This window comes from Burkholderia sp. Bp9090 (genome assembly GCF_003857985.1).
Lineage (GTDB): Bacteria > Pseudomonadota > Gammaproteobacteria > Burkholderiales > Burkholderiaceae > Burkholderia.
Genome location: NZ_QTPV01000029.1, coordinates 65,522 through 85,584, shown reverse-complemented (window position 1 = coordinate 85,584; position 20,063 = coordinate 65,522). Strand labels below are relative to the sequence as shown.

Annotated in this window: 20 protein-coding genes; 9 read left to right on the top strand and 11 right to left on the bottom strand. The window is 65.8% G+C overall.

Translation table 11 applies throughout. From position 1 onward, the window contains the following. Positions 1-48: 48 nt before the first annotated feature. On the bottom strand, positions 49-1,281 hold the full coding sequence (locus DIE16_RS24015) for a murein transglycosylase A (RefSeq protein ID WP_124893546.1): 1,233 nt from the start codon (positions 1,279-1,281) through the stop codon (positions 49-51). A gap of 79 nt (positions 1,282-1,360) precedes the next feature. Next, positions 1,361-1,735: a Co2+/Mg2+ efflux protein ApaG gene (gene apaG / locus DIE16_RS24010; protein WP_057924835.1), complete on the bottom strand. Its 375-nt coding sequence runs from the start codon at positions 1,733-1,735 to the stop codon at positions 1,361-1,363. Positions 1,736-1,912: 177 nt separating this feature from the next. Here apaG and rpe point away from each other — a divergent pair, with 177 nt between their 5' ends. The 8 genes from rpe to DIE16_RS23970 all read left to right on the top strand — a co-directional run bounded on the left by rpe (position 1,913) and on the right by DIE16_RS23970 (position 9,256). Next, entirely contained in the window at positions 1,913-2,599 is a 687-nt protein-coding gene (rpe, locus tag DIE16_RS24005) for a ribulose-phosphate 3-epimerase (RefSeq protein WP_044845875.1), read from the top strand. 4 nt (positions 2,600-2,603) lie between these two features. Further along, positions 2,604-3,350, top strand: coding sequence for a phosphoglycolate phosphatase (locus DIE16_RS24000; RefSeq protein WP_124893545.1), 747 nt, complete (start codon positions 2,604-2,606; stop codon positions 3,348-3,350). Between the two features lie 358 nt (positions 3,351-3,708). Continuing rightward, positions 3,709-5,202 (top strand): anthranilate synthase component I, encoded by a 1,494-nt coding sequence (gene trpE, locus DIE16_RS23995; RefSeq protein WP_124893544.1) that lies wholly within the window; start codon positions 3,709-3,711, stop codon positions 5,200-5,202. A 13-nt stretch (positions 5,203-5,215) separates the two neighbouring features. Further along, positions 5,216-5,815, top strand: coding sequence for an aminodeoxychorismate/anthranilate synthase component II (locus tag DIE16_RS23990; protein WP_044845877.1), 600 nt, complete (start codon positions 5,216-5,218; stop codon positions 5,813-5,815). 13 nt (positions 5,816-5,828) lie between these two features. Then, positions 5,829-6,860 (top strand): anthranilate phosphoribosyltransferase, encoded by a 1,032-nt coding sequence (gene trpD / locus DIE16_RS23985; RefSeq protein WP_039318793.1) that lies wholly within the window; start codon positions 5,829-5,831, stop codon positions 6,858-6,860. A gap of 29 nt (positions 6,861-6,889) precedes the next feature. Beyond that, positions 6,890-7,675, top strand: coding sequence for an indole-3-glycerol phosphate synthase TrpC (trpC, locus tag DIE16_RS23980; RefSeq protein ID WP_044845878.1), 786 nt, complete (start codon positions 6,890-6,892; stop codon positions 7,673-7,675). Beyond that, entirely contained in the window at positions 7,675-8,301 is a 627-nt protein-coding gene (locus tag DIE16_RS23975) for a CYTH domain-containing protein (RefSeq protein ID WP_044845879.1), read from the top strand. The genes trpC and DIE16_RS23975 overlap by 1 nt, the downstream gene beginning before the upstream one ends. Before the next feature lie 13 nt (positions 8,302-8,314). Continuing rightward, positions 8,315-9,256, top strand: coding sequence for a uracil-DNA glycosylase (locus DIE16_RS23970; RefSeq protein ID WP_124487908.1), 942 nt, complete (start codon positions 8,315-8,317; stop codon positions 9,254-9,256). A 128-nt stretch (positions 9,257-9,384) separates the two neighbouring features. On the opposite strand, the gene DIE16_RS23965 is transcribed toward DIE16_RS23970, so the two are convergent. The 4 genes from DIE16_RS23965 to DIE16_RS23950 all read right to left on the bottom strand — a co-directional run bounded on the left by DIE16_RS23965 (position 9,385) and on the right by DIE16_RS23950 (position 14,052). Next, positions 9,385-9,981: an FMN-dependent NADH-azoreductase gene (locus DIE16_RS23965; RefSeq protein ID WP_124487907.1), complete on the bottom strand. Its 597-nt coding sequence runs from the start codon at positions 9,979-9,981 to the stop codon at positions 9,385-9,387. A gap of 147 nt (positions 9,982-10,128) precedes the next feature. Beyond that, the gene (locus DIE16_RS23960; RefSeq protein ID WP_124487906.1) at positions 10,129-11,928 is read right to left on the bottom strand and encodes a M61 family metallopeptidase; all 1,800 of its coding nucleotides are present in this window, start codon (positions 11,926-11,928) and stop codon (positions 10,129-10,131) included. Between the two features lie 126 nt (positions 11,929-12,054). Then, the gene (locus DIE16_RS23955) at positions 12,055-12,783 is read right to left on the bottom strand and encodes a DsbC family protein (RefSeq protein WP_124893543.1); all 729 of its coding nucleotides are present in this window, start codon (positions 12,781-12,783) and stop codon (positions 12,055-12,057) included. Between the two features lie 90 nt (positions 12,784-12,873). Beyond that, the gene (locus tag DIE16_RS23950) at positions 12,874-14,052 is read right to left on the bottom strand and encodes a UbiH/UbiF family hydroxylase (protein WP_124487905.1); all 1,179 of its coding nucleotides are present in this window, start codon (positions 14,050-14,052) and stop codon (positions 12,874-12,876) included. 247 nt (positions 14,053-14,299) lie between these two features. Here DIE16_RS23950 and ychF point away from each other — a divergent pair, with 247 nt between their 5' ends. Then, entirely contained in the window at positions 14,300-15,394 is a 1,095-nt protein-coding gene (gene ychF / locus DIE16_RS23945) for a redox-regulated ATPase YchF (RefSeq protein ID WP_059532716.1), read from the top strand. Positions 15,395-15,470: 76 nt separating this feature from the next. On the opposite strand, the gene DIE16_RS23940 is transcribed toward ychF, so the two are convergent. From DIE16_RS23940 to DIE16_RS23920, 5 genes are all read right to left on the bottom strand, one after another. After that, positions 15,471-16,532: a radical SAM protein gene (locus tag DIE16_RS23940; RefSeq protein ID WP_124487904.1), complete on the bottom strand. Its 1,062-nt coding sequence runs from the start codon at positions 16,530-16,532 to the stop codon at positions 15,471-15,473. Between the two features lie 39 nt (positions 16,533-16,571). Beyond that, positions 16,572-17,441: an alpha/beta fold hydrolase gene (locus tag DIE16_RS23935; protein ID WP_124487903.1), complete on the bottom strand. Its 870-nt coding sequence runs from the start codon at positions 17,439-17,441 to the stop codon at positions 16,572-16,574. A 373-nt stretch (positions 17,442-17,814) separates the two neighbouring features. Continuing rightward, positions 17,815-19,206, bottom strand: a complete 1,392-nt coding sequence (gabP, locus tag DIE16_RS23930) for a GABA permease (RefSeq protein ID WP_124487902.1) — start codon at positions 19,204-19,206, stop codon at positions 17,815-17,817. A 223-nt stretch (positions 19,207-19,429) separates the two neighbouring features. Then, positions 19,430-19,624, bottom strand: a complete 195-nt coding sequence (locus DIE16_RS23925) for a hypothetical protein (protein ID WP_124571704.1) — start codon at positions 19,622-19,624, stop codon at positions 19,430-19,432. A 38-nt stretch (positions 19,625-19,662) separates the two neighbouring features. Further along, positions 19,663-20,007 carry an MmcQ/YjbR family DNA-binding protein gene (locus DIE16_RS23920; protein ID WP_124571705.1) on the bottom strand — a complete coding sequence of 115 codons (345 nt, stop codon included), beginning with the start codon at positions 20,005-20,007 and terminating at the stop codon, positions 19,663-19,665. Positions 20,008-20,063: the final 56 nt, after the last annotated feature.

The following is a 20,063-nucleotide window of genomic DNA, read 5'->3' as shown; positions in this document are numbered from 1 at the left end:
CCTCGTCCCGATGCGCCGGCTACACGTGCGTGCCGGCGTCACCGCGGATCACGAATTCGGGAACAGCAGCCACATCCGGCCGATCTGCTTCATCCGTCCGGCCTGGTCGCCGGCGTCGTCGCCGAGCCCCCAGAAATAGTCGGCCCGCACGCCGCCCTTGATCGCGGAACCCGTGTCCTGCGCGAACACGAGCCGGTTCATCGGTGTATTCGTCAGCGGACGCGTGGTCTGCAGGAACACCGGCGTGCCGAGCGGGATCGACGACGGATCGACCGCGATCGAACGCTCCGCCGTGAGCGGCACGCCGAGCGCACCGATCGGGCCGTCCGCGCCGCCGTGCGGTGCATCTTCCTTCGTCGGCATGTCGCGGAAGAACACGAATCGCGGATTCGTGTCGAGCAACGCATCCACGCGCGTCGGGTTCGCCTTCGCCCACGCCTTGATGCCCTGCATCGTCGCCTGGGCGGGCGTCAGCTCGCCGCGATCGAGCAGCCACTTGCCGATCGAGCGATACGGCTGGTTGTTGGTGCCGCCGAAACCCACCCGCATCACCGAACCGTCGTCGAGCAGCACGCGTCCCGAGCCCTGCACCTGCAGGAAGAACGCCTCGATCGGATCGTCGACCCACACGAGTTCGTTGCCGTTCAGGATGCCGGCGCGCTCGAGCTGCGCGCGAGCGGGCAGCGCGGCACCGGCACGATAGCCGGCCGGCCAGCGGTACAGCGCGTACTGGTAAGGACCGCGACGCACGCGGGAGCCATGCAGCAGCGGCTCGTAATAGCCGGTCACGAGCCCGTCGAGCGTGCCGTCGGTGTTCGCCAGCTGAAACGGCGTGAAATACGTTTCGAAGAAGGTACGCGCGCTGCTGACGTCGAGTTCGTCGAGGCGATCGGCGGCCGCGCAGGCGCGCTGCCACGCCGGCTGCCGCGCAAGCCGCGCGCAGTTCTGCCGCAGCGCGGCCGTCGCGCCGATCAGCGAATCGTCCTGCCACCCCGGCACCTGTTGCCATGCGACCGGCGTCAGCCGCTTCGCGGCGACCTGCCCCGGCACGATCGCCGCACCGGTCGGCGGCTTGAGCGTCGACGTGCGCGTCGGCGCGCCGCCGCACGCGGCAAGCAGCGCTGCCGCTGCGACCGCCGCAACCCAGCCGGCCGCCCGCGGCCCAAACCACATACAATGTCCGTTCTTGATGGAAACCGCCATGTCAGATTTTCTCGACCAATATCCGATGCTCATCTTCGCGCTCGAAGCCTTCGTAGCGCTTGCCCTGCTGATCTTCATCGTCGTGTGGACGTCGTCGGGCAGGAAGAAGCACGCCCGCGGCAACGACCGCCAGCCGCGCTGACCAGCGCCCGCACGCTCAATGCAGCGTGCGCGGCATGTGCAGCGCAAACTCGTCGACCGGCGCGTCGAACCGCTCGCCGTCCTCCGCCACGCAAAAGTACGCGCCGCGCATCGTGCCGACCGGCGTCGCGATCACGGCCCAGCTCGTGTATTCGAACTGTTCGCCCGGCTGCAGCAGCGGCTGGTGCCCGACGACGCCGAGCCCCTTCACTTCCTGCACGTGGTTTTCGCTGTCCGTGATGATCCAGTGACGCGCGATCAGCTGGGCCGCGACCTGCCCGGTATTGCGGATGGTCAGCGTGTACGCGAATGCGTATTGACGCCGATCGGGGTCGGATTGTTCCGGCAAGTAGCTGGTTTTCACCGAAACGGTGAACTGATACTGACTCATGATGTTTCCGCTGTAGGTAACCGCCCGCGCCCACTCGAGCGGCAGGGCCGCGGGCGCGCCGCACTGGTTCGGCATTCTATGCGGAATCGGGCCGCAACCGCACGGCCCGTCGCCGCGCACCGGGTCGCCAGACGGTAGAATGGCGATTTTGCGCCGCTGCGTCCCCGCTCCCCTGTCATGACTCAATTCCGCATCGCTCCCAGCATTCTGTCGGCCGACTTTGCACGGCTCGGCGAAGAAGTCCGCAACGTGGTCGCCGCCGGCGCCGACTGGATTCACTTCGACGTGATGGACAACCATTATGTGCCGAACCTCACGATCGGCCCGCTCGTCTGCGAGGCGATCCGCCCGCACGTGCAGGTGCCGATCGACGTGCACCTGATGGTGCGCCCGGTCGACCGGATCGTGCCCGATTTCGCGAAAGCCGGCGCGAACCTGATCAGCTTCCACCCGGAAGGCTCGGACCACATCGATCGTACGCTGTCGCTGATCCGCGATCACGGCTGCAAGGCCGGCCTCGTGTTCAACCCGGCCACGCCGTTGAACTATCTCGACCACGTGATGGACCGCCTCGACTTCGTGCTGCTGATGTCGGTAAACCCGGGCTTCGGCGGCCAGTCGTTCATTCCGGAAACGCTGAACAAGCTGCGCGAAGCGCGCGCCCGCATCGACGCGTACACCGAGCGCACCGGCCGCGAGATCCTGCTCGAGGTCGACGGCGGCGTGAAGGCCGACAACATCGCGGAAATCGCGGCGGCCGGCGCGGACACCTTCGTCGCGGGTTCGGCGATCTTCGGCAAGCCCGACTACCGCACGGTGATCGACGAGATGCGTGCCGCGCTCGCCACCGTCGCGCGGAGCTGACGCCGTGGCCGATTCCTCGCTGGCCGGGGCCGCATCCGACGGCACGGTCCGTTTCGCGACGCCGCGCATCGACGCGGCGCTGATCGACCTCGACGGCACGATGGTCGACACGGCCGACGATTTCACGGCCGGGCTGAACGGAATGCTCGCGCAGCTCGGCGCGCCGGCCACGTCGCGCGATGAGGTGATCGGCTACGTCGGCAAGGGCTCCGAGCATCTGATCCAGAGCGTGCTGAAGCCGCGCTTCACGCCCGACGAAGCGCACGCGCGCTTCGACGACGCGCTCGCGATCTACCAGACCGAGTACGCGAAGATCAACGGCCGCCACACGCGTCTCTATCCGGACGTCGCAACCGGCCTCGATGCGTTGCGCACGGCCGGCATCCGGCTCGCATGCGTGACGAACAAGCCGCACCGCTTCGCGGTCGAGCTGCTCGAGCAATACGGGCTGATCGATCACTTCGGCATCGTGCTCGGCGGCGACAGCGTCGCGCGCAAGAAGCCCGATCCGCTGCCGATGCTGACGGCGTGCGAAGCGCTCGGCGTCGCGCCGGACGCGGCGGTCGCGATCGGCGACTCGGAAAACGACGCGCTGGCGGGCCGCGCGGCCGGGATGGCGACGCTGACGGTGCCATACGGCTACAACCACGGCAAAGCTATACAAACGATAAATTCGGATGGTATAGTCGATTCGTTGCTGGTCGCGGCCCGCGCGATCACCGCGCACAACGCCGGCCGGCCAACCCTCTGATTATTTCTTCCATCCGCATGTTTCTGAATAAAAAACGGAGTCTGAGCAGCATCGACCGGGGAGCCTGGCCCTGGCGTCGCTGGTCGCGCTAACCTCTTCGATGAGGTACGCTGAGGCACGTCTTCAGCGCCGTTTTTTATCTCGCTGCGCAGCCGCGCGCCGATCGTCGCACCACCTCGAGTTCTACCGCGTCCGAACGCTTGCGTTCAGGACCGGCCGCAGGCTCGCGACGTTCACGCCCGGAGTGCCGGCCGGCAACAGGCACTTCTCGATCGACCGCCCTTTCGCCGACGGCAGCCCGCGTAGCGTCAAGTGATCCCTGGCGCACTCCGCCGCTCGTCCCGAACAGGACCGGAACATGACCGAACTCGAATTCCAATCGCTTGCGAACGAAGGCTACAACCGCATCCCGCTGATCGCGGAAGCGCTCGCCGACCTCGAAACGCCGCTGTCCCTCTACCTGAAGCTGGCCCAGCCTGAACGCGCGGGCGCCAACTCGTTCCTGCTCGAGTCGGTGGTCGGCGGCGAACGCTTCGGCCGCTATTCGTTCATCGGCCTGCCCGCCCGCACGCTGGTGCGCACCCGCAACGGCGTGTCCGAAGTGGTGCGCGACGGCCAGGTCGTCGAGACGCACGACGGCGACCCGTTCGAATTCATCGAGTCGTTCCAGGCGCGCTTCAAGGTGGCGCAGCGCCCGGGCCTGCCGCGCTTCTGCGGCGGCCTCGCCGGCTATTTCGGTTACGACGCGGTGCGCTACATCGAGAAGAAACTTGCGAACACCGCGCCGCGCGACGATCTCGGCCTGCCCGACATCCAGCTGCTGCTCACCGAGGAAGTCGCGGTGATCGACAACCTCGCCGGCAAGCTCTATCTGATCATCTATGCGGACCCGGCCCAGCCGGAAGCCTATACGAAGGCCAAGCAGCGCCTGCGCGAGCTGAAGCAGCGCCTGCGCACGACCGTGCAGCCGCCCGTCACGTCGGCGAGTGTGCGCACCGAGACGTTCCGCGAGTTCAAGAAGGAAGACTATCTGGCCGCCGTGCGCCAGGCGAAGGAATACATCGCGGCCGGCGAACTGATGCAGATCCAGGTCGGCCAGCGTCTGACGAAGCCGTATCGCGACAATCCGCTGTCGCTGTATCGCGCGCTGCGTTCGCTGAATCCGTCGCCGTACATGTACTACTACAACTTCGGCGATTTCCACGTGGTCGGCGCGTCGCCGGAAATCCTGGTGCGCCAGGAAAAGCGCGGCGAAGACCAGATCGTCACGATCCGTCCGCTCGCCGGCACGCGTCCGCGCGGCAACACGCCCGAGCGCGATGCGGAACTCGCGACCGAACTGCTGAACGATCCGAAGGAAATCGCCGAGCACGTGATGCTGATCGACCTCGCGCGCAACGACGTCGGCCGCATCGCGGAAATCGGCTCGGTGCAGGTGACCGACAAGATGGTGATCGAGAAGTACTCGCACGTGCAGCACATCGTCAGCTCGGTCGAAGGCAAGCTGAAGCCCGGCATGACGAACTACGACGTGCTGCGCGCGACGTTCCCGGCCGGCACGCTGTCCGGCGCGCCGAAGGTGCGCGCGATGGAACTGATCGACGAGCTCGAGCCGATCAAGCGCGGGCTGTACGGCGGCGCCGTCGGCTACCTGTCGTTCTCGGGCGAGATGGATCTCGCGATCGCGATCCGCACGGGCCTGATCCACAACGGCAACCTGCATGTGCAAGCGGCAGCCGGCGTCGTCGCGGACTCGGTGCCCGAATCCGAATGGCAAGAGACCGAGAACAAGGCGCGCGCGGTGCTGCGTGCGGCCGAACAGGTCCAGGACGGCCTCGATAGCGACTTCTGACCGGAGACTGACCATGCTGCTCATGATCGACAACTACGATTCGTTCACCTACAACCTGGTCCAGTACTTCGGCGAACTGGGCGAGGACGTGCACACCTATCGCAACGACGAAATCACGCTCGACGACATCGCGCGCCTGAATCCCGCCGCCATCTGCCTGTCGCCCGGCCCGAGCAATCCGCAGCACGCGGGCATCACGCTCGACGTGCTGCGCGAATTCGCGGGCAAGAAGCCGATCCTCGGCGTCTGCCTCGGCCATCAGGCGATCGGCGAAGCGTTCGGCGGCCGCGTCGTGCGCGCGAAGACCATCATGCACGGCAAGGTGAGCCGGATCGAAACCGACTGCCGCGGCGTGTTCGCCGACCTGCCGAAGCATTTCGACGTCACGCGCTACCATTCGCTCGCGATCGAACGCGAATCGCTGCCCGACTGCCTCGAGGTGTCCGCGTGGACCGACGACGGCGAGATCATGGGCGTGCGCCACAAGACGCTGCCGGTCGAAGGCGTGCAGTTCCACCCGGAATCGATCCTCTCCGAGCACGGCCATGCGCTGCTCGAGAATTTCCTGAAGCAGAATCGCGCAGCGGCCCGCGCGGCCGCGCCGGCAGCCTGACGGGAGACGCACGATGACGATTACCCCGCAGGAAGCGCTGCAACGCACGATCGAGCACCGCGAGATCTTCCACGACGAAATGCTGCACCTGATGCGGCTCATCATGCGCGGCGACATGTCGCCCGTGATGGCGGCCGCGATCATCACCGGGCTGCGCGTGAAGAAGGAGACGATCGGCGAGATCGCCGCCGCCGCGACCGTGATGCGCGAATTCGCGAACCACGTCGAAGTGCAGGACAACTCGAACTTCGTCGACATCGTCGGCACGGGCGGCGACGGTGCACACACGTTCAACATCTCGACCGCGTCGATGTTCATTACGGCGGCGGCCGGCGCGAAGGTCGCGAAGCACGGCAACCGTGGCGTGTCGAGCAAGTCCGGCAGCGCCGACGTGCTCGAGGCGCTCGGCGTGAACATCGACCTGCAGCCCGACCAGGTTGCCGCATCGATCGCCGAAACCGGCATGGGCTTCATGTTCGCGCCGAACCATCATCCGGCGATGAAGAACATCGCGGCCGTGCGCCGCGAGCTCGGCGTGCGGACGATCTTCAACATTCTCGGCCCGCTGACCAATCCGGCCGGCGCGCCGAACCAGCTGATGGGCGTGTTCCACCCCGACCTCGTCGGCATCCAGGTGCGCGTGATGCAGCGCCTCGGCGCGCAGCACGTGCTGGTCGTGTACGGCAAGGACGGGATGGATGAAGTATCGCTGGGCGCCGCGACGCTCGTCGGCGAATTGCGCGACGGCAAGGTGCACGAATACGAGATCCATCCGGAGGACTTCGGCCTGCAGATGGTATCGAACCGCACGCTGAAGGTGGAAAATGCCGAGGAATCGCGCACGATGCTGCTCGGCGCGCTGGACAACCAGCCGGGTGTCGCACGCGAGATCGTCACGCTGAACGCGGGCACCGCGCTCTATGCAGCCAATATCGCCGAATCGATCGCCGACGGCATCCAGCTCGCCCGCGAAGCGATCGCGAGCGGCAAGGCACGCGCGAAGGTCGACGAACTCGTGCGCTTCACGCAGCAGTTCAAGCGCTGACTCCCTTTACGAATCAAGCAGGAACCCACATGAGCGACATTCTCGACCGAATCATCGCCGTCAAGCGCGAAGAAGTCGCGGCGGCCATGCGCAGCACGCCGCTCGAGGCACTGAAACTGGACGCATCGGCGCGCGACCTGCGCGACTTCGTCGGCGCACTGCGCGCGAAGCAGGCAGCGGGCCAGGCGGCGGTAATCGCCGAAGTGAAGAAGGCGAGCCCGTCGAAGGGCGTGCTGCGCGAGCATTTCGTGCCGGCCGACATCGCGCGCTCGTATGCGGCCCACGGCGCGGCGTGCCTGTCGGTGCTGACCGACGAGCAATTCTTCCAGGGCAGCGTCCGCTATCTCGAGGAAGCGCGTGCGGCGTGCACGCTGCCGGTGCTGCGCAAGGACTTCATCGTCGACGCGTACCAGATCCTCGAGGCGCGCGCGATGGGTGCCGACGCGATCCTGCTGATCGCGGCCGCGCTCGACACGCCGCTGATGCAGGACCTCGAGGCGTACGCGCACTCGCTCGGCCTCGCGGTGCTGGTCGAAGTTCACGACCGCGACGAGATGGAACAGGCGCTGACGCTGAAGACGCCGCTGCTCGGCATCAACAACCGCAACCTGCGCACGTTCGAGACGACGATCCAGACCACGCTCGACATGCTCGACATGATTCCGCCGGATCGCATGGTCGTGACCGAGTCGGGCATCCTGTCGCGCACCGACGTCGACACGATGCGCGCGGCGAACGTGAACGCGTTCCTCGTCGGCGAAGCGTTCATGCGCGCCGACCAGCCGGGCGAGGAACTGGCGCGGATGTTCTTCTGATGGCGATCGAAAAGGAAATCAAGCTCGCACTGCCGGCCGGCCAGGCCGATGCGGCGCGGCGCTTTTTCGAGACGCTGACCGGCGAAACCGGTAACGTGATCGCGCTGGCGAACGTCTACTACGACACGCCCGACCTCGCGCTGGCTCGTTCGAAGAGCGCGGTGCGCGTGCGCCGCACGCCGCACGGCTGGCTGCAGACCTTCAAGACGGTCGGCAGCGCCGAAGCCGGCCTGCATCGCCGCCATGAATGGGAATTGCCGGTCGCCGGCGATGCGCTCGAAATCGACGCGCTGGTCACCGCGTGCGACGTGCCGGAGGCTGCCGGCGCGCTGCGCGATGCGGCGCCCGCGCTGCACGCGCTGTTCCGGACGGATTTTTCGCGTACGCTGTGGCGCATCGCAATCGGCGGCGCAACCGTCGAGGCCGCGGTGGACGTCGGCGAGATCGTCGTCCAGGCGGAACACGATACGCGCCGCGAACCGATCAGCGAAATCGAACTCGAACTGATCGACGGCCCGGAAGCGGCGCTCGCGACACTCGCCGCCGAACTGCAGCAGGCGCTGCCGGGCCTCGCCCCCGAAAACATCAGCAAGGCGCAACGCGGCTACCGGCTGCGCGCGCAATAAACCCGCATCACGCATGGCAACCCGCAAGACTTTCCGCACGCCGCAGCAGGCGTCGCTGTTCGATGATCCCGTGCCGGAAACGGCGCAGGACGATGTTCCCGCCCCGGCGCCTGCGCCGGCCGCAGCCGGGCGCAAGCCCGCAAAGAAGGCCGCGGCCGCCGCGCCGGTTTCCGCCGCGCCGCAGCCCGCTGCCGCCGACGCTCCCGGCACTCCCGCCGCCCCTGTTGTCGCGGATGTCCCGCACCTCGCCGCGCAATTCGACGCGCTGCCGGCCGTCTGGCGCGACGTGCTGAAACCCTTCACCGACAGCGACGCGTATGCGCCGCTGTGCCGCTTCGTCGACGACGAACGCGCGGCCGGCAAGACGGTCTACCCGACCGACGTGTTCCGCGCGCTGCGCCTGACGAGCCCGGACGACGTGAAGATCGTGATCCTCGGCCAGGACCCGTACCACGGCGACGACCGCGGCACGCCGCAGGCGCACGGCCTCGCGTTCTCGGTGCCGCCGGCCGTGCGCACGCCGCCGTCGCTGCGCAACATCTTCAAGGAGATCGCCGCGAATTTCGGCCACGACACGCCGCGTCACGGCTGCCTCGATACCTGGGCGCGCCAGGGCGTGCTGCTGCTCAACACCGTGCTGACGGTCGAGCGCGGTGCGGCCGCGAGCCACGCGAAGCGCGGCTGGGAGCAATGCACGGACACGCTGATCCGCGAACTCGCCAACCGCCATCGCGGCCTCGTGTTCATGCTGTGGGGCGCGCATGCGCAGGCCAAGCGCGCGCTGTTCGATGCGAGCGCGCACTGCGTGCTCGAGGCGCCGCATCCGTCGCCGCTGTCCGCTCACCGCGGTTTCCTCGGTTGCCGCCACTTCGCGCTCGCGAACGACTATCTGGTCGACGCTGGGCGCGAGCCGATCGACTGGCGCCTGCCGGAGGTGGCCGAAACGCTTGCGTAACCGCGTTGCGCGGTTAGCGCTTCACGTTTCGCTTTCGTCCGCATCAAGCAAAAACGCCGCGCCCCTTTCGGGACGCGGCGTTTTTTTCATCCGTCGGACGCAGCGGGTGCGGCGCACCCGCGTCGGCCTCAGACGGCAGCGATCGCTTCGCGTGCGCTGGCGAGCGCGGCGCTCTGCGCATCCGGCCCGAGGTTCAGGCCTTCAGCGTGGATGAAGTTCACGTCGGTCAGGCCGATGAAGCCGAGGAACGAGCGCAGGTACGGCGTCTGGCTGTCGTTCGGCGTACCCAGGTACTTGCCGCCGCGCGCCGTCACCACGTGAACCTTCTTGCCCTTGATCAGGCCTTCCGGACCGTTCTCGGTGTAGCGGAACGTGACGCCTGCGCGGGCGATCCAGTCGAAATACGTCTTCAGTTGCGACGACACGCCGAAGTTGTACATCGGTGCGCCGATCACGACGATGTCGGCCGCCTGCAGTTCGGCGATCAGCGCATCGCTCTTCGCGACGATCGCATTCTGTTCCGCGCTGCGCTGGTCGGCCGGCGTGAAGAATGCGCCGAGCACCGATTCGTCGAGGTGCGGCAGCGCGTCGGCCAGCAGGTCGCGAACCACGACCTTCGAACCGGGGTTCGATTGTTGCAGCTTTGCCGTCAGTTCGTTGGCCAGCAGCGTGGATTGCGCACCTTGCGAGCGCGCCGCGGAATTGATTTGCAGAATGGTCGTCATGTCAGGCTCCGGTTTGGTTGCGCTTCGGTAGCGCGAGTGACGCCATTGTGCGTGGCCGCATGGCCGCGAAAAAGCGGGTTCAGGGCGACGGATTGTTGCAGCAACAGAACAATCCATGATCGCGCCCCGAAACCCGCCCGTGCATGCTCAGCCCTTCAGCCAGGCTTCGCGGGCCTTCTGCGCGGCAGCCGGTTTCGCGGCGGCCGCGAGCCGGTAGCGCGCGATTTCCGGCCCGTCCAGTTTCAGTTTCGCGGTCCGCAGCTCGTCTCGGCGGAATACGTGCACCTCGACCTTGTCGCCCGGCCGGTAACGCGCGAGCAGCATGTCGAGGTTCGTGCCGGTGACGCGCAGCCCGTCGAGCGCGATCAGCGTGTCGCCCGCCGACAGCCCCGCGCGATGCGCGCCGCCGCCTTCGTAGACCGCCGCCAGCGTGCAGTCCGCGCCGCCGCGCAGCCGCGCGCCGATGGTCGGCTTCGCGGTCGCACCCGCTGCAACCTCCGGCGTGAGCGTCACGCCGAACGGCGCGAGCAGGTCGGCGAGCGGCAGGTCGCGCGTGCCGTGCACGGCGTCCGCGAACAGCCGGCCGAGCGCGACGCCCGTCGCTTCCTCGATCAGCGTCTCGACCTCGTTTTCTTCGACACCCGCCTGCTTGCCTCGATAGAACTCGCGGCCGTAGCGTTGCCACAGCAGACGCATCACGTCGTCGAGCGACTTGCGGTTGCGCGTCTGCGCGCGGATCGCGAGATCGAACGCAAGCGCGACGAGCGAACCCTTCGTGTAATAGCTGACGATCGCGTTGGTCGCGTTCTCGTCCTGACGGTAGTACTTGATCCACGCGTCGAACGAGCTGTCCGCGACGCTCTGCTTCAGGCGCCCCGTACCGCGCAGCACGCCGCCGACGGTACGGCCGAGCGCCGCGAAATATTCGTCCTGCGACATCAGCCCGCTGCGCACCAGCATCAGGTCGTCGTAATACGACGTGAAGCCTTCGAACAGCCACAGCAGCGACGTGTAGTTTTCGCGCGCGAGGTCGTACGGCACGAACGCCGCCGGCTTGATGCGCTTCACGTTCCACGTATGGAAATACTCGTGGCTGCAAAGGCCGAGGTACGTGCGATAGCCTTCCGTCGTTTCCGGCCGGCCCTTCACCGGCAGGTCGGTGCGGTTGCAGATCAGCGCGGTCGACGCACGGTGCTCGAGGCCGCCGTAGCCGTCGCTGACCGCGAGCGTCATGAACACGTAGCGGTCCATCGGCGCCTGTTTCGATTTCGGTTCGAACAGCGCGATCTGCGCTTCGCACACGCGCTTCAGGTCGGTGCGCAGCCGCTCCATGTCGAGCTGCGTCACGCGCCCGGCGATCACGATGTCGTGCGGCACACCGTGCGCGTCGAACGTCGCCAGCGCGAATTCGCCGATCGTCACAGGATGGTCGGCGAGCTCGTCGTAGTTCGCTGCGCGATACGCGCCGAACCCGTAGCGCCTGGTCCCGCGTGCCTCGGGCAACGACGTGCCGACGCGCCACGTGCGAAACGCCGGGCCCGCCGGTTTCGCGATGTCGACCTCGCATGGCGCATCCTCGCGGCCGGCGGCGCTCAGGAACACGGCCGTGGCGTTGAAGAAGCCGCCCGAGTCGTCGAGATACGCGGAGCGGACCGACAGGTCCCATGCGTACACGTCATAGCGCAACGTCAGCGCGCCGTTCACCGGCGCGGCCTGCCACGTGTTCTTGTCGGTTTTCGCGATCCGCACCTTGCGGCCCGCGTCGTTGAACGCGGCGAGCGTCACGATGTTGCGCGCGAACTCGCGCACGAGGTAGCTGCCCGGAATCCATACCGGCAGCGAGAAGCGCTGGCCTTCGGGATCGGGATCGGTGACCGTCACCGTCACTTCGAACAGGTGCGCGGCAAGATCTTTCGGGGCAATCGAATAGCGGATCGGCTGGGTCATCGTGGCAATCGGTCGAAAATCGGACGGGAAATCAGACGGAATACGGCGGCGGAAACGAAGAGAGGCGCCGGCAGAGATCGCGGGCGCCCCTCGCTGGCCGGGCCTTGCGGCCCGGCGTGTCGCCGGTTACTTGCTCGACGCGAGCGCCTGGTTCAGCTGGTCGGCCGACACCGCGCCCGGCAGGCGGCGGCCGTCGGGCAGGAAGATCGTCGGCGTGCCGGTGACGTTCATCCCGCGGCCGAGCGCGAGGTTCTTGTCGAGCGCGGTCGTATCGCAGGCGCCGGCGCCGGTCGGCACGCGATGGTCGAGCATCCAGCCCTCCCAGGATTTCGCGCGGTCGGTCGCGCACCAGATCGCCTTCGACTTCGTGGTCGAATCGGGCGACAGCACCGGATACAGGAACGTGTAGACGGTCACGTTGTCGACCGACTGCAGCGTCGTCTCGAGGCGCTTGCAGTACGGGCAGTTCGGATCGGAGAACACCGCGATCTTGCGGGCGCCGTTGCCCTTGACGACCTTGATCGCGTTCGCGAGCGGCAGGCTCGCGAAGTCGATCTTGTTGAGGTCGGACAGGCGCGCGTCGGTCAGGTTCTTGTGCGTCTTGGTGTCGACGAGATCGCCGAGCAGCACGTAGTCGCCGGCTGCATCGCTATAGATGATCTGCGTGCCGAGGTTCACTTCGTACAGGCCCGCGATGGGCGACTTCGACACGCTCTTGATCGGCGCGTCGTTGCCGAGACGCGCTTGCAGCGTGGCTTTCAGCTTGTCGGTGGTCTGGTCGGCCTGCGCGGTACAGCCGAGCGTCGCCATCGTGACGGCCAGCGCCAGCGATGCGATGCGGATCGTTTTTTTCATCCTGTCGTTCCTTCAGCTCAATCGGAGTGCACGTCACAGTGTACGCCGTAACGGAGCCCAGTCCGACAGGCCGAGGGCGCGAAGGTTCGCTCAGCCGAGCGCGGCCGACACGAGCCAGCGCTTCACGAGCGGTTGCGCGCCGACGAACGCCATGCCCGCGTTGCGGACCGCCTTCGCGAACGAGCCCGGAACCGCGAACAGCCGCTGCAGCCCGTCGGTCGCGACCATCAGTGCGCGGATGTCCTCGCGGCGCGAGCGCTCGTAGCGGCGCAGCAGCACCGTATCGCCGAGGTTGCGGAAGCTCTCCTTGTTCGCGATCGCATCGGCGAGTGCCGCGACGTCGCGCAGCCCGAGGTTCATCCCCTGCCCCGCGAGCGGATGGATCAGGTGCGCGGCATCGCCGACGAGCGCGACGCGCGGGGCGATCAGCTTGTCGACGGTCTGCAGCGCGAGCGGGAAGCCGGCCGCCGGCGTCACGCATTCCAGCGTGCCGACCTGGCCGTGCGACACGCGCTCGACTTCCGCCGCGAGCTGCGCGGGATCGAGTGCGAGCAGTTCGTCCGCATGCGCGGTGTGCGCGGACCATACGAGCGACACGTGACCGTCCGGCAGCGGCAGCAACGCAATGATCTCGCCTTCGTGAAACCACTGACAGGCCGTCTCGCGGTGCGGCAGCGACGCCTTGAAGTTCGCGACGACGCCCGTCTGCCGGTAATCGCGCCGCTCGACCCTGGCCCCCATTTGAGAACGCACCCACGAATGCGCGCCGTCCGCGCCGACCACGAGGTCCGCTTCGAGCACCTTGCCCGACGACAGCGTCAGCACGGCCGCGTCGTCGCGCACGTCGAAGCCCTGTGCACGCGCGTCGAACCACGTGAGGTTCGGCTGGAACCGCAGCGCCGCGTCCAGCGACGTCTCGATCAGCGACGATTCGGCGATCCAGGCCAGTTGCGGCACGGATGCCTGGTACGCGGAGAAATGCAGCTCCGCGTGCGCGTCGCCGTACACGCGCATGTCGTACACCGGCGCGAGCCGGCCATGGTCGAGCGCCTGCCAGACCCGCAGCCGCTCCAGCAATGCCTGCGAGCTGGACGACAGCGCGTAGATGCGGGTGTCGAACGCGAGATCGGCGGGGCGCGGCGTGGCCGGCTGGGCGAGCAAGGCGGTCTTGTAGCCGGACTGGGTCAGTGCGAGCGCGGCCGTCTTGCCGACGAGCCCGCCGCCGACCACGGCGACGTCGAAGGTGTGGTGGGCAGTCATGGCGGGCATTATAGCCGTGGGGCCAATCCCTTACGCGGCCGGACTTTGCGGGAAATCAGCAGAATCGCAGGCGGGTCCTGCAGCGCGGCGGCCCGTCGCATCGGGCGTTCAGGTGAAGGCCGGAAACCGGGGCGTCGGCACGGTACAATAGCGCCTTTGAACGTCGGCCCGCCGCGCCCCGCGCGCCGGCCGTCCCTATTTTCCCGCGCCGCCGTGCCTTGTCCGGCCGCGCCGCTCCACCCGTCCGAAGGATTCCATGAGTCTCAAATGCGGCATCGTCGGCTTGCCCAACGTCGGCAAGTCCACCCTGTTCAATGCGCTGACCAAGGCCGGCATCGCCGCCGAGAACTACCCGTTCTGCACGATCGAGCCGAACGTCGGCATCGTCGAAGTGCCTGACACGCGCCTGAAGGCGCTCGCCGAGATCATCAACCCCGAGCGCATCGTGCCGGCCGTCGTCGAATTCGTCGACATCGCGGGCCTCGTCGCGGGCGCGAGCAAGGGTGAAGGCCTCGGCAACCAGTTCCTCGCGAACATCCGCGAAACCGATGCGATCACGCACGTCGTGCGCTGCTTCGAGGACGACAACGTCATCCACGTCGCCGGCAAGGTCAGCCCGATCGACGACATCGAAGTGATCAACACCGAACTCGCGCTCGCCGACCTCGGCACCGTCGAGAAGGCGCTCACGCGCTACTCGAAGGCCGCGAAGTCGGGCAACGACAAGGAAGCGGTGAAGCTCGCCGCGGTGCTCGAGAAGGTGCGCGCGCACCTCGACCAGGGCAAGGCCGTGCGCGGCCTCGATCTGTCGGACGACGAGCAGGCGCTGCTCAAGCCGTTCTGCCTGATCACCGCGAAGCCGGCGATGTACGTCGCGAACGTGAAGGACGACGGCTTCGAGAACAACCCGCACCTCGAAGCGGTGCGCAAGTACGCGGAAAGCGAGAACTCGCCGGTGGTCGCGGTGTGCGCGGCGATCGAGGCGGAAATCGCCGATCTCGACGATGCGGACAAGGAAGCGTTCCTCGCCGACATGGGCATGGAGGAGCCGGGCCTCGACCGCGTGATCCGCGCGGGCTTCAAGCTGCTCGGCCTGCAGACCTACTTCACCGCGGGCGTGAAGGAAGTGCGCGCGTGGACGATCCACATCGGCGACACGGCACCGCAAGCGGCCGGCGTGATTCACACGGACTTCGAGCGCGGCTTCATTCGCGCGCAGACGATCGCATTCGACGACTTCGTCGCGTACAAGGGCGAACAAGGTGCGAAGGAAGCCGGGAAGATGCGCGCGGAAGGGAAGGAATACGTCGTGCACGACGGGGATGTGATGAACTTCCTGTTCAACGTCTGAACCTCGCTCCGATACCCATGCACAAAGCCCGCATTTTGCGGGCTTTTTGATTTTCGATTCCGGCAACTGCATCGCATTACTGCATCGCGCAATCCGGCGTGCGCCCAACGCGGTTGCGCGGATGGTAACTTGACCAGACGAACTGACTGAAATAGCTCTCCGCGACCTCCGTCCATGTCCTGAGTCCATCGGCTTCCTGCAGCACATGCCTGGCGTTAACCAGCAACCACGACATCACGGCCTGGCTGTCGCGACACTTCGCGCATTCTCCTGAAGTACAGCAGCGCGCCAGCGTATGCAGGTCTGCGCGATACGCGTTGAATTTCGGCAACGCGGGCCACCCCGAGGCAAACCGTTCCGCATTCTGCGGATGACCTTCGCTGACACTCGGGCAACTGGCATAGCCGAATGTTCCCCAGGCGGTTTCCCCACGCATGAGTGCTGCCAGGTAGTACGGATGGCTCGCCACGGTTTCAGGGTATTTGGCCTTCAATTCGAGCAATACGTTCAGGAGTTGCTCCTCACCACGTCGCCGAAGCGGCCCGGCAACATCGTATGGACTGTAGTAATTGAACAGCAGTCGATTTCCGTTATCCCGGATCCTGCGCACCGTTTCTTCGATATAAGCCATTCCATCGATCGACACGGCAAAGACGAAACCTGCCCGTTCGTCGTCGCGATAATTAGCCAACGCCTTGTCGAACAAGCCAGTGAAACGCTTTCCGTTCGGGCCGATCGCGCGTAGTTCGTCATCGAGCGGGCCGCCACCGAACACCGAGACCGCAATGGTGACATCTTCGAAACCCTCGTAAGGAATTCGTCGAAGCCCGTTTGTCGAAACGGACACCTTCGGCATGTATTTCCTGAACACGCTTATCCGGTCCAGATAAAGCGCGGGCTCGCCGCCTATCAGCAATGGCGCGTTGATCCCGCGCGCCGCCTCATCCTTCACGCGTGCCTCGAGATGCAACGTATCGTTCAACTCATCCGACGCGACGTCGAATTCGTTTTCGAAGAACCAGCACCCCTTGCAGCGCAAATTGCATCGATTGGTGAGATGGTAAAGCGACGCGCGCGTCTCCCTCGCTTCGTTTCTGACTGCTTTGAAGCGCATCTTCATGTCGATTGAATCGTCCATCGTGGTCTCCTGATTTGAGGACGCAAGCGGGCCTGAGCGTCAACTCAGCAATCCTCTGGTGAGTTCCGGCCACAGCGACGCATGCTGGCGGCGGAACATGCCGACGTGACCGATTGCTCGGCCATCGCATTTTTCCGGGCTGATGAAATGGACGTGACATCTGGCTCGCGGCAACCATCGCAGCCAGTCTTCGATATTGGCCGGCGTCGCGAGCGGATCGTCAGTCGCTGCGACTACGGTGACGGGAGCGGAGAATTCGTTGTAGTAATGACGCGCAATGCCGACCCCGAACTCGTTCGCTACGTATCCGGGGCGGCGACACCATCGGGCCCACTGAAGCCCGACGCGTGCAGGCAGATCGTCGCCCCAGCCGAGCACCCGGGCAGGCACATAGCCGAGCAGACGTGCGGTAACCGGGACGTAGACATTTGCCAGCGACAATGCGGCAATTCGATTCGGCCACCGGATGTTGCCGACGTATCCGGATGAAGCGGATATCGCACACAGCGAGCGTACCGACGCGTGATTCGGCATCAGTCCGACCAGTTGTGCGCCGGCACTATGACCGATCAGATGCGCTTCGCTCGCGCCGGTTTCTCGAAGAAGCCAGTCAAGCGCTGCGGGCATGTCAAGCTGCCCCCAGTCTTGTTTGCGGGCACGCGACTGGCGAACGTGACGCACGTCGAGCGACGCCCCCATCCCCCGATAATCGAATACGAATACCGAATATCCCGTTGCGCGCAGCCAATCCGCGAATGGATAATAAAAGGACTGGCGAAGGCCCGTTGCAGGGCAAATGAGTACCGGCAAACAAGTGGCACCGGCCGCAGGAAAATACGTGCCCCCCAAGGGAAAACCGTCGCGTGCATGAAATGCAGCGCGTACACGGGGTATCGGCCGCCCGCTCATCGCTCTGGGCTCGATAGGGTGAACACGCGAAGATGCGCCCCGTATTCGGTAACGAACCTACGGCCTGGTTTCTGAATCCAGCCGTATAACAAAGGATTCCAAATCGATTCGCCCATCGATTCACCCCGGTTATCGAAGTGATCAATGTATTAAGTCACCGCCGCCAATGAAATCAGACAAGTTCGATTTTTGACCACAAATGTCGATGCCGCCGCTGTCGCCGAAAAATCCATGTCGACACGGGAAACGGCATCCGCTTGTTCTGAAAGACAAATGGCCGGACCGGCTTTTGCCGATCAGGCCATTTTTACGACGGGAACCTCTCCGCCAACCGACAGCGAACGCTCAGGCCCGCTGCCGCAGCGTCACTTCATCACATCGCCGACACCCGCCGCCCCGCCCCCGCTCGCGCATCGCGACCGCGCTTGTTCAGCCAAGACGCAAACAGCACGAGCAGCGCGAGCACCGCCGTCGCACCGACTTCCATCCGGTGTTCCTCGCTGACGAACATCACGGTCAGCGTGCCGCAGATGAACAGGATCACCGCCCACGTGAGCCACGGGAACAGCCACATCCGCAGCGTCAGGTCGGCGCCGCCCGATTCGAGCGTCTTGCGCATCCGCAGCTGTGAGATCGCGATCACGAGATACACGAGCAGCGCGATCGCACCCGACGTCGCCAGCAGGAAGCCGAACACCTGCTCCGGCATCAGGTAGTTCGCGATCACGGTCAGGAAACCGAATGCGGTCGATGCCAGCACGGCCGCACGCGGCGTACCGGTCGAATCGGTGCTGTGCAGGAACGCAGGTGCGTCCTTGCGCTTGGACAGCGAGAACAGCATCCGCGATGCTGTGTACAGCGCGGAATTCAGGCAGCTCGCGACCGACACGAGCACGATCACGTCGATGATCGCCTTCGCGTTCGGAATGCCGATCAGCTCCATCGCACGCTGATACGAGCCGTGCTTCGGCAGCAGCGGATCGTTCCACGGCACGATCGCCGCGACGACGAGGATCGAGCCGAGATAGAACAGCGTGATACGCCAGATGACGGAATTGGTCGCACGCACGATCTGGCGTTGCGGGTTGTCCGACTCGGCGGCCGCGATCGTCACGATCTCGGTACCGAGGAACGAGAACATCGTCGTCAGCATCGCCGCGAGCACCGCGCCGGCGCCGTTCGGCATGAAGCCCTGGTGCGCGAAGAGGTTCGACACGCCCGATACGGCCGGCGCGGGCACGATGCCGACGATTGCCGCACCGCCGATGCACAGGAACACGACGATCGCGACAACCTTGATCAGCGCGAACCAGAATTCGAATTCGCCGTAGTTCTTGACCGAGAAGAGGTTGGTGATCGTCAGCAGCAGCGTGATGCCGAGCGCGAAGATCCAGGTCGCGACGCCGGGGAACCACGCATTGAGGATGGTAGCCGCAGCGGTTGCCTCGATCGGGATCACGAGCACCCAGAACCACCAGTACAGCCAGCCGATGGAGAAGCCCGCCCAGTGACCGATCGCGCGATCGGCATAGGTCGAGAACGAACCGCTGTCCGGATGCGCGACGGCCATCTCGCCGAGCATGCGCATCACCAGCACGACCAGGACGCCCGCGATCGCATACGCGAGGATCGAAGCCGGGCCGGCTTCCGCGATTGCGTGGCCGGAGCCGACGAACAAGCCCGCGCCGATGACGCCGGCAATCGACATCATCGTCACGTGCCGCTGCTTCAGACCCGTGCCGAGGCCTGTCTTGCTTCCACTCATGTGTCTCTCTCCAAAAAACGGTTCCGGTATGACCGGGTGTCGCGTGAAGGCGGCGGGGAGTTGTCGTTGTTGAACCCGGCAGCCCGCCGCGCATGCGCGCATACGGGGAGGAAGCCGGGTCGAGCTGTTCCGGTCGGTGCGCGACGCAGTCTGCGAAGCCGCGGGTGCGATGCGGCGCACGAGGTGCCGGCGCATCGCGTGCGCCCCTTCCGTCGGCTGTCGGTCAGCCGCCTTCGAAGCGAAGGAGTGTAAGCATCAAACGGTTCTTCACTAAGAACCAATTGAAGAATTTCGATGGATCCACTTGTTGCATCGATGCGAACCGATGCAACGCATGATCCGGTTCGGCGTCCGCCTGCGGGCAGCCGGATCGGGCAAGTGATGACGGCGCGTGCCCGCTCGGCATCATGGTGAACACGTTCCGTCGAAGCGGATCGCGTGCGGCGCAGGCGCGGCTCAGTTGGCGTCGTCCGGCCCTGCGTCGCGCCATTTGGCCGGCACGATCGCGCGCCATTCGCGCAGAAGCAGGTTTCTCACGGCGTCGGGATGCGCGGCCGACAGGCGCACCAGCACGATCGGCCAGCCCGCATAGTGGTCGGTCAGGTAATACACGTCGGGTTCCGCTTCGATCAGCCACGCGCGCTCGTCGGGGCCGACGCCCTTCACGACGAGCGTATCGCCGTCCTCGCGCAGGCGAGCGAGCATCTTGCCCTTCACCTTGAGTGCGGGCGTGCCGTACGACGTCCCCTCCTCGACGCCGCGCCATGCCAGCGCGATCTGCCGCACTTCGTCGAATGTCACGATGCGCCTCCAGCCGTCGATGATCGAGATCCGGCCACCGTAGCGGAAATCGTAGA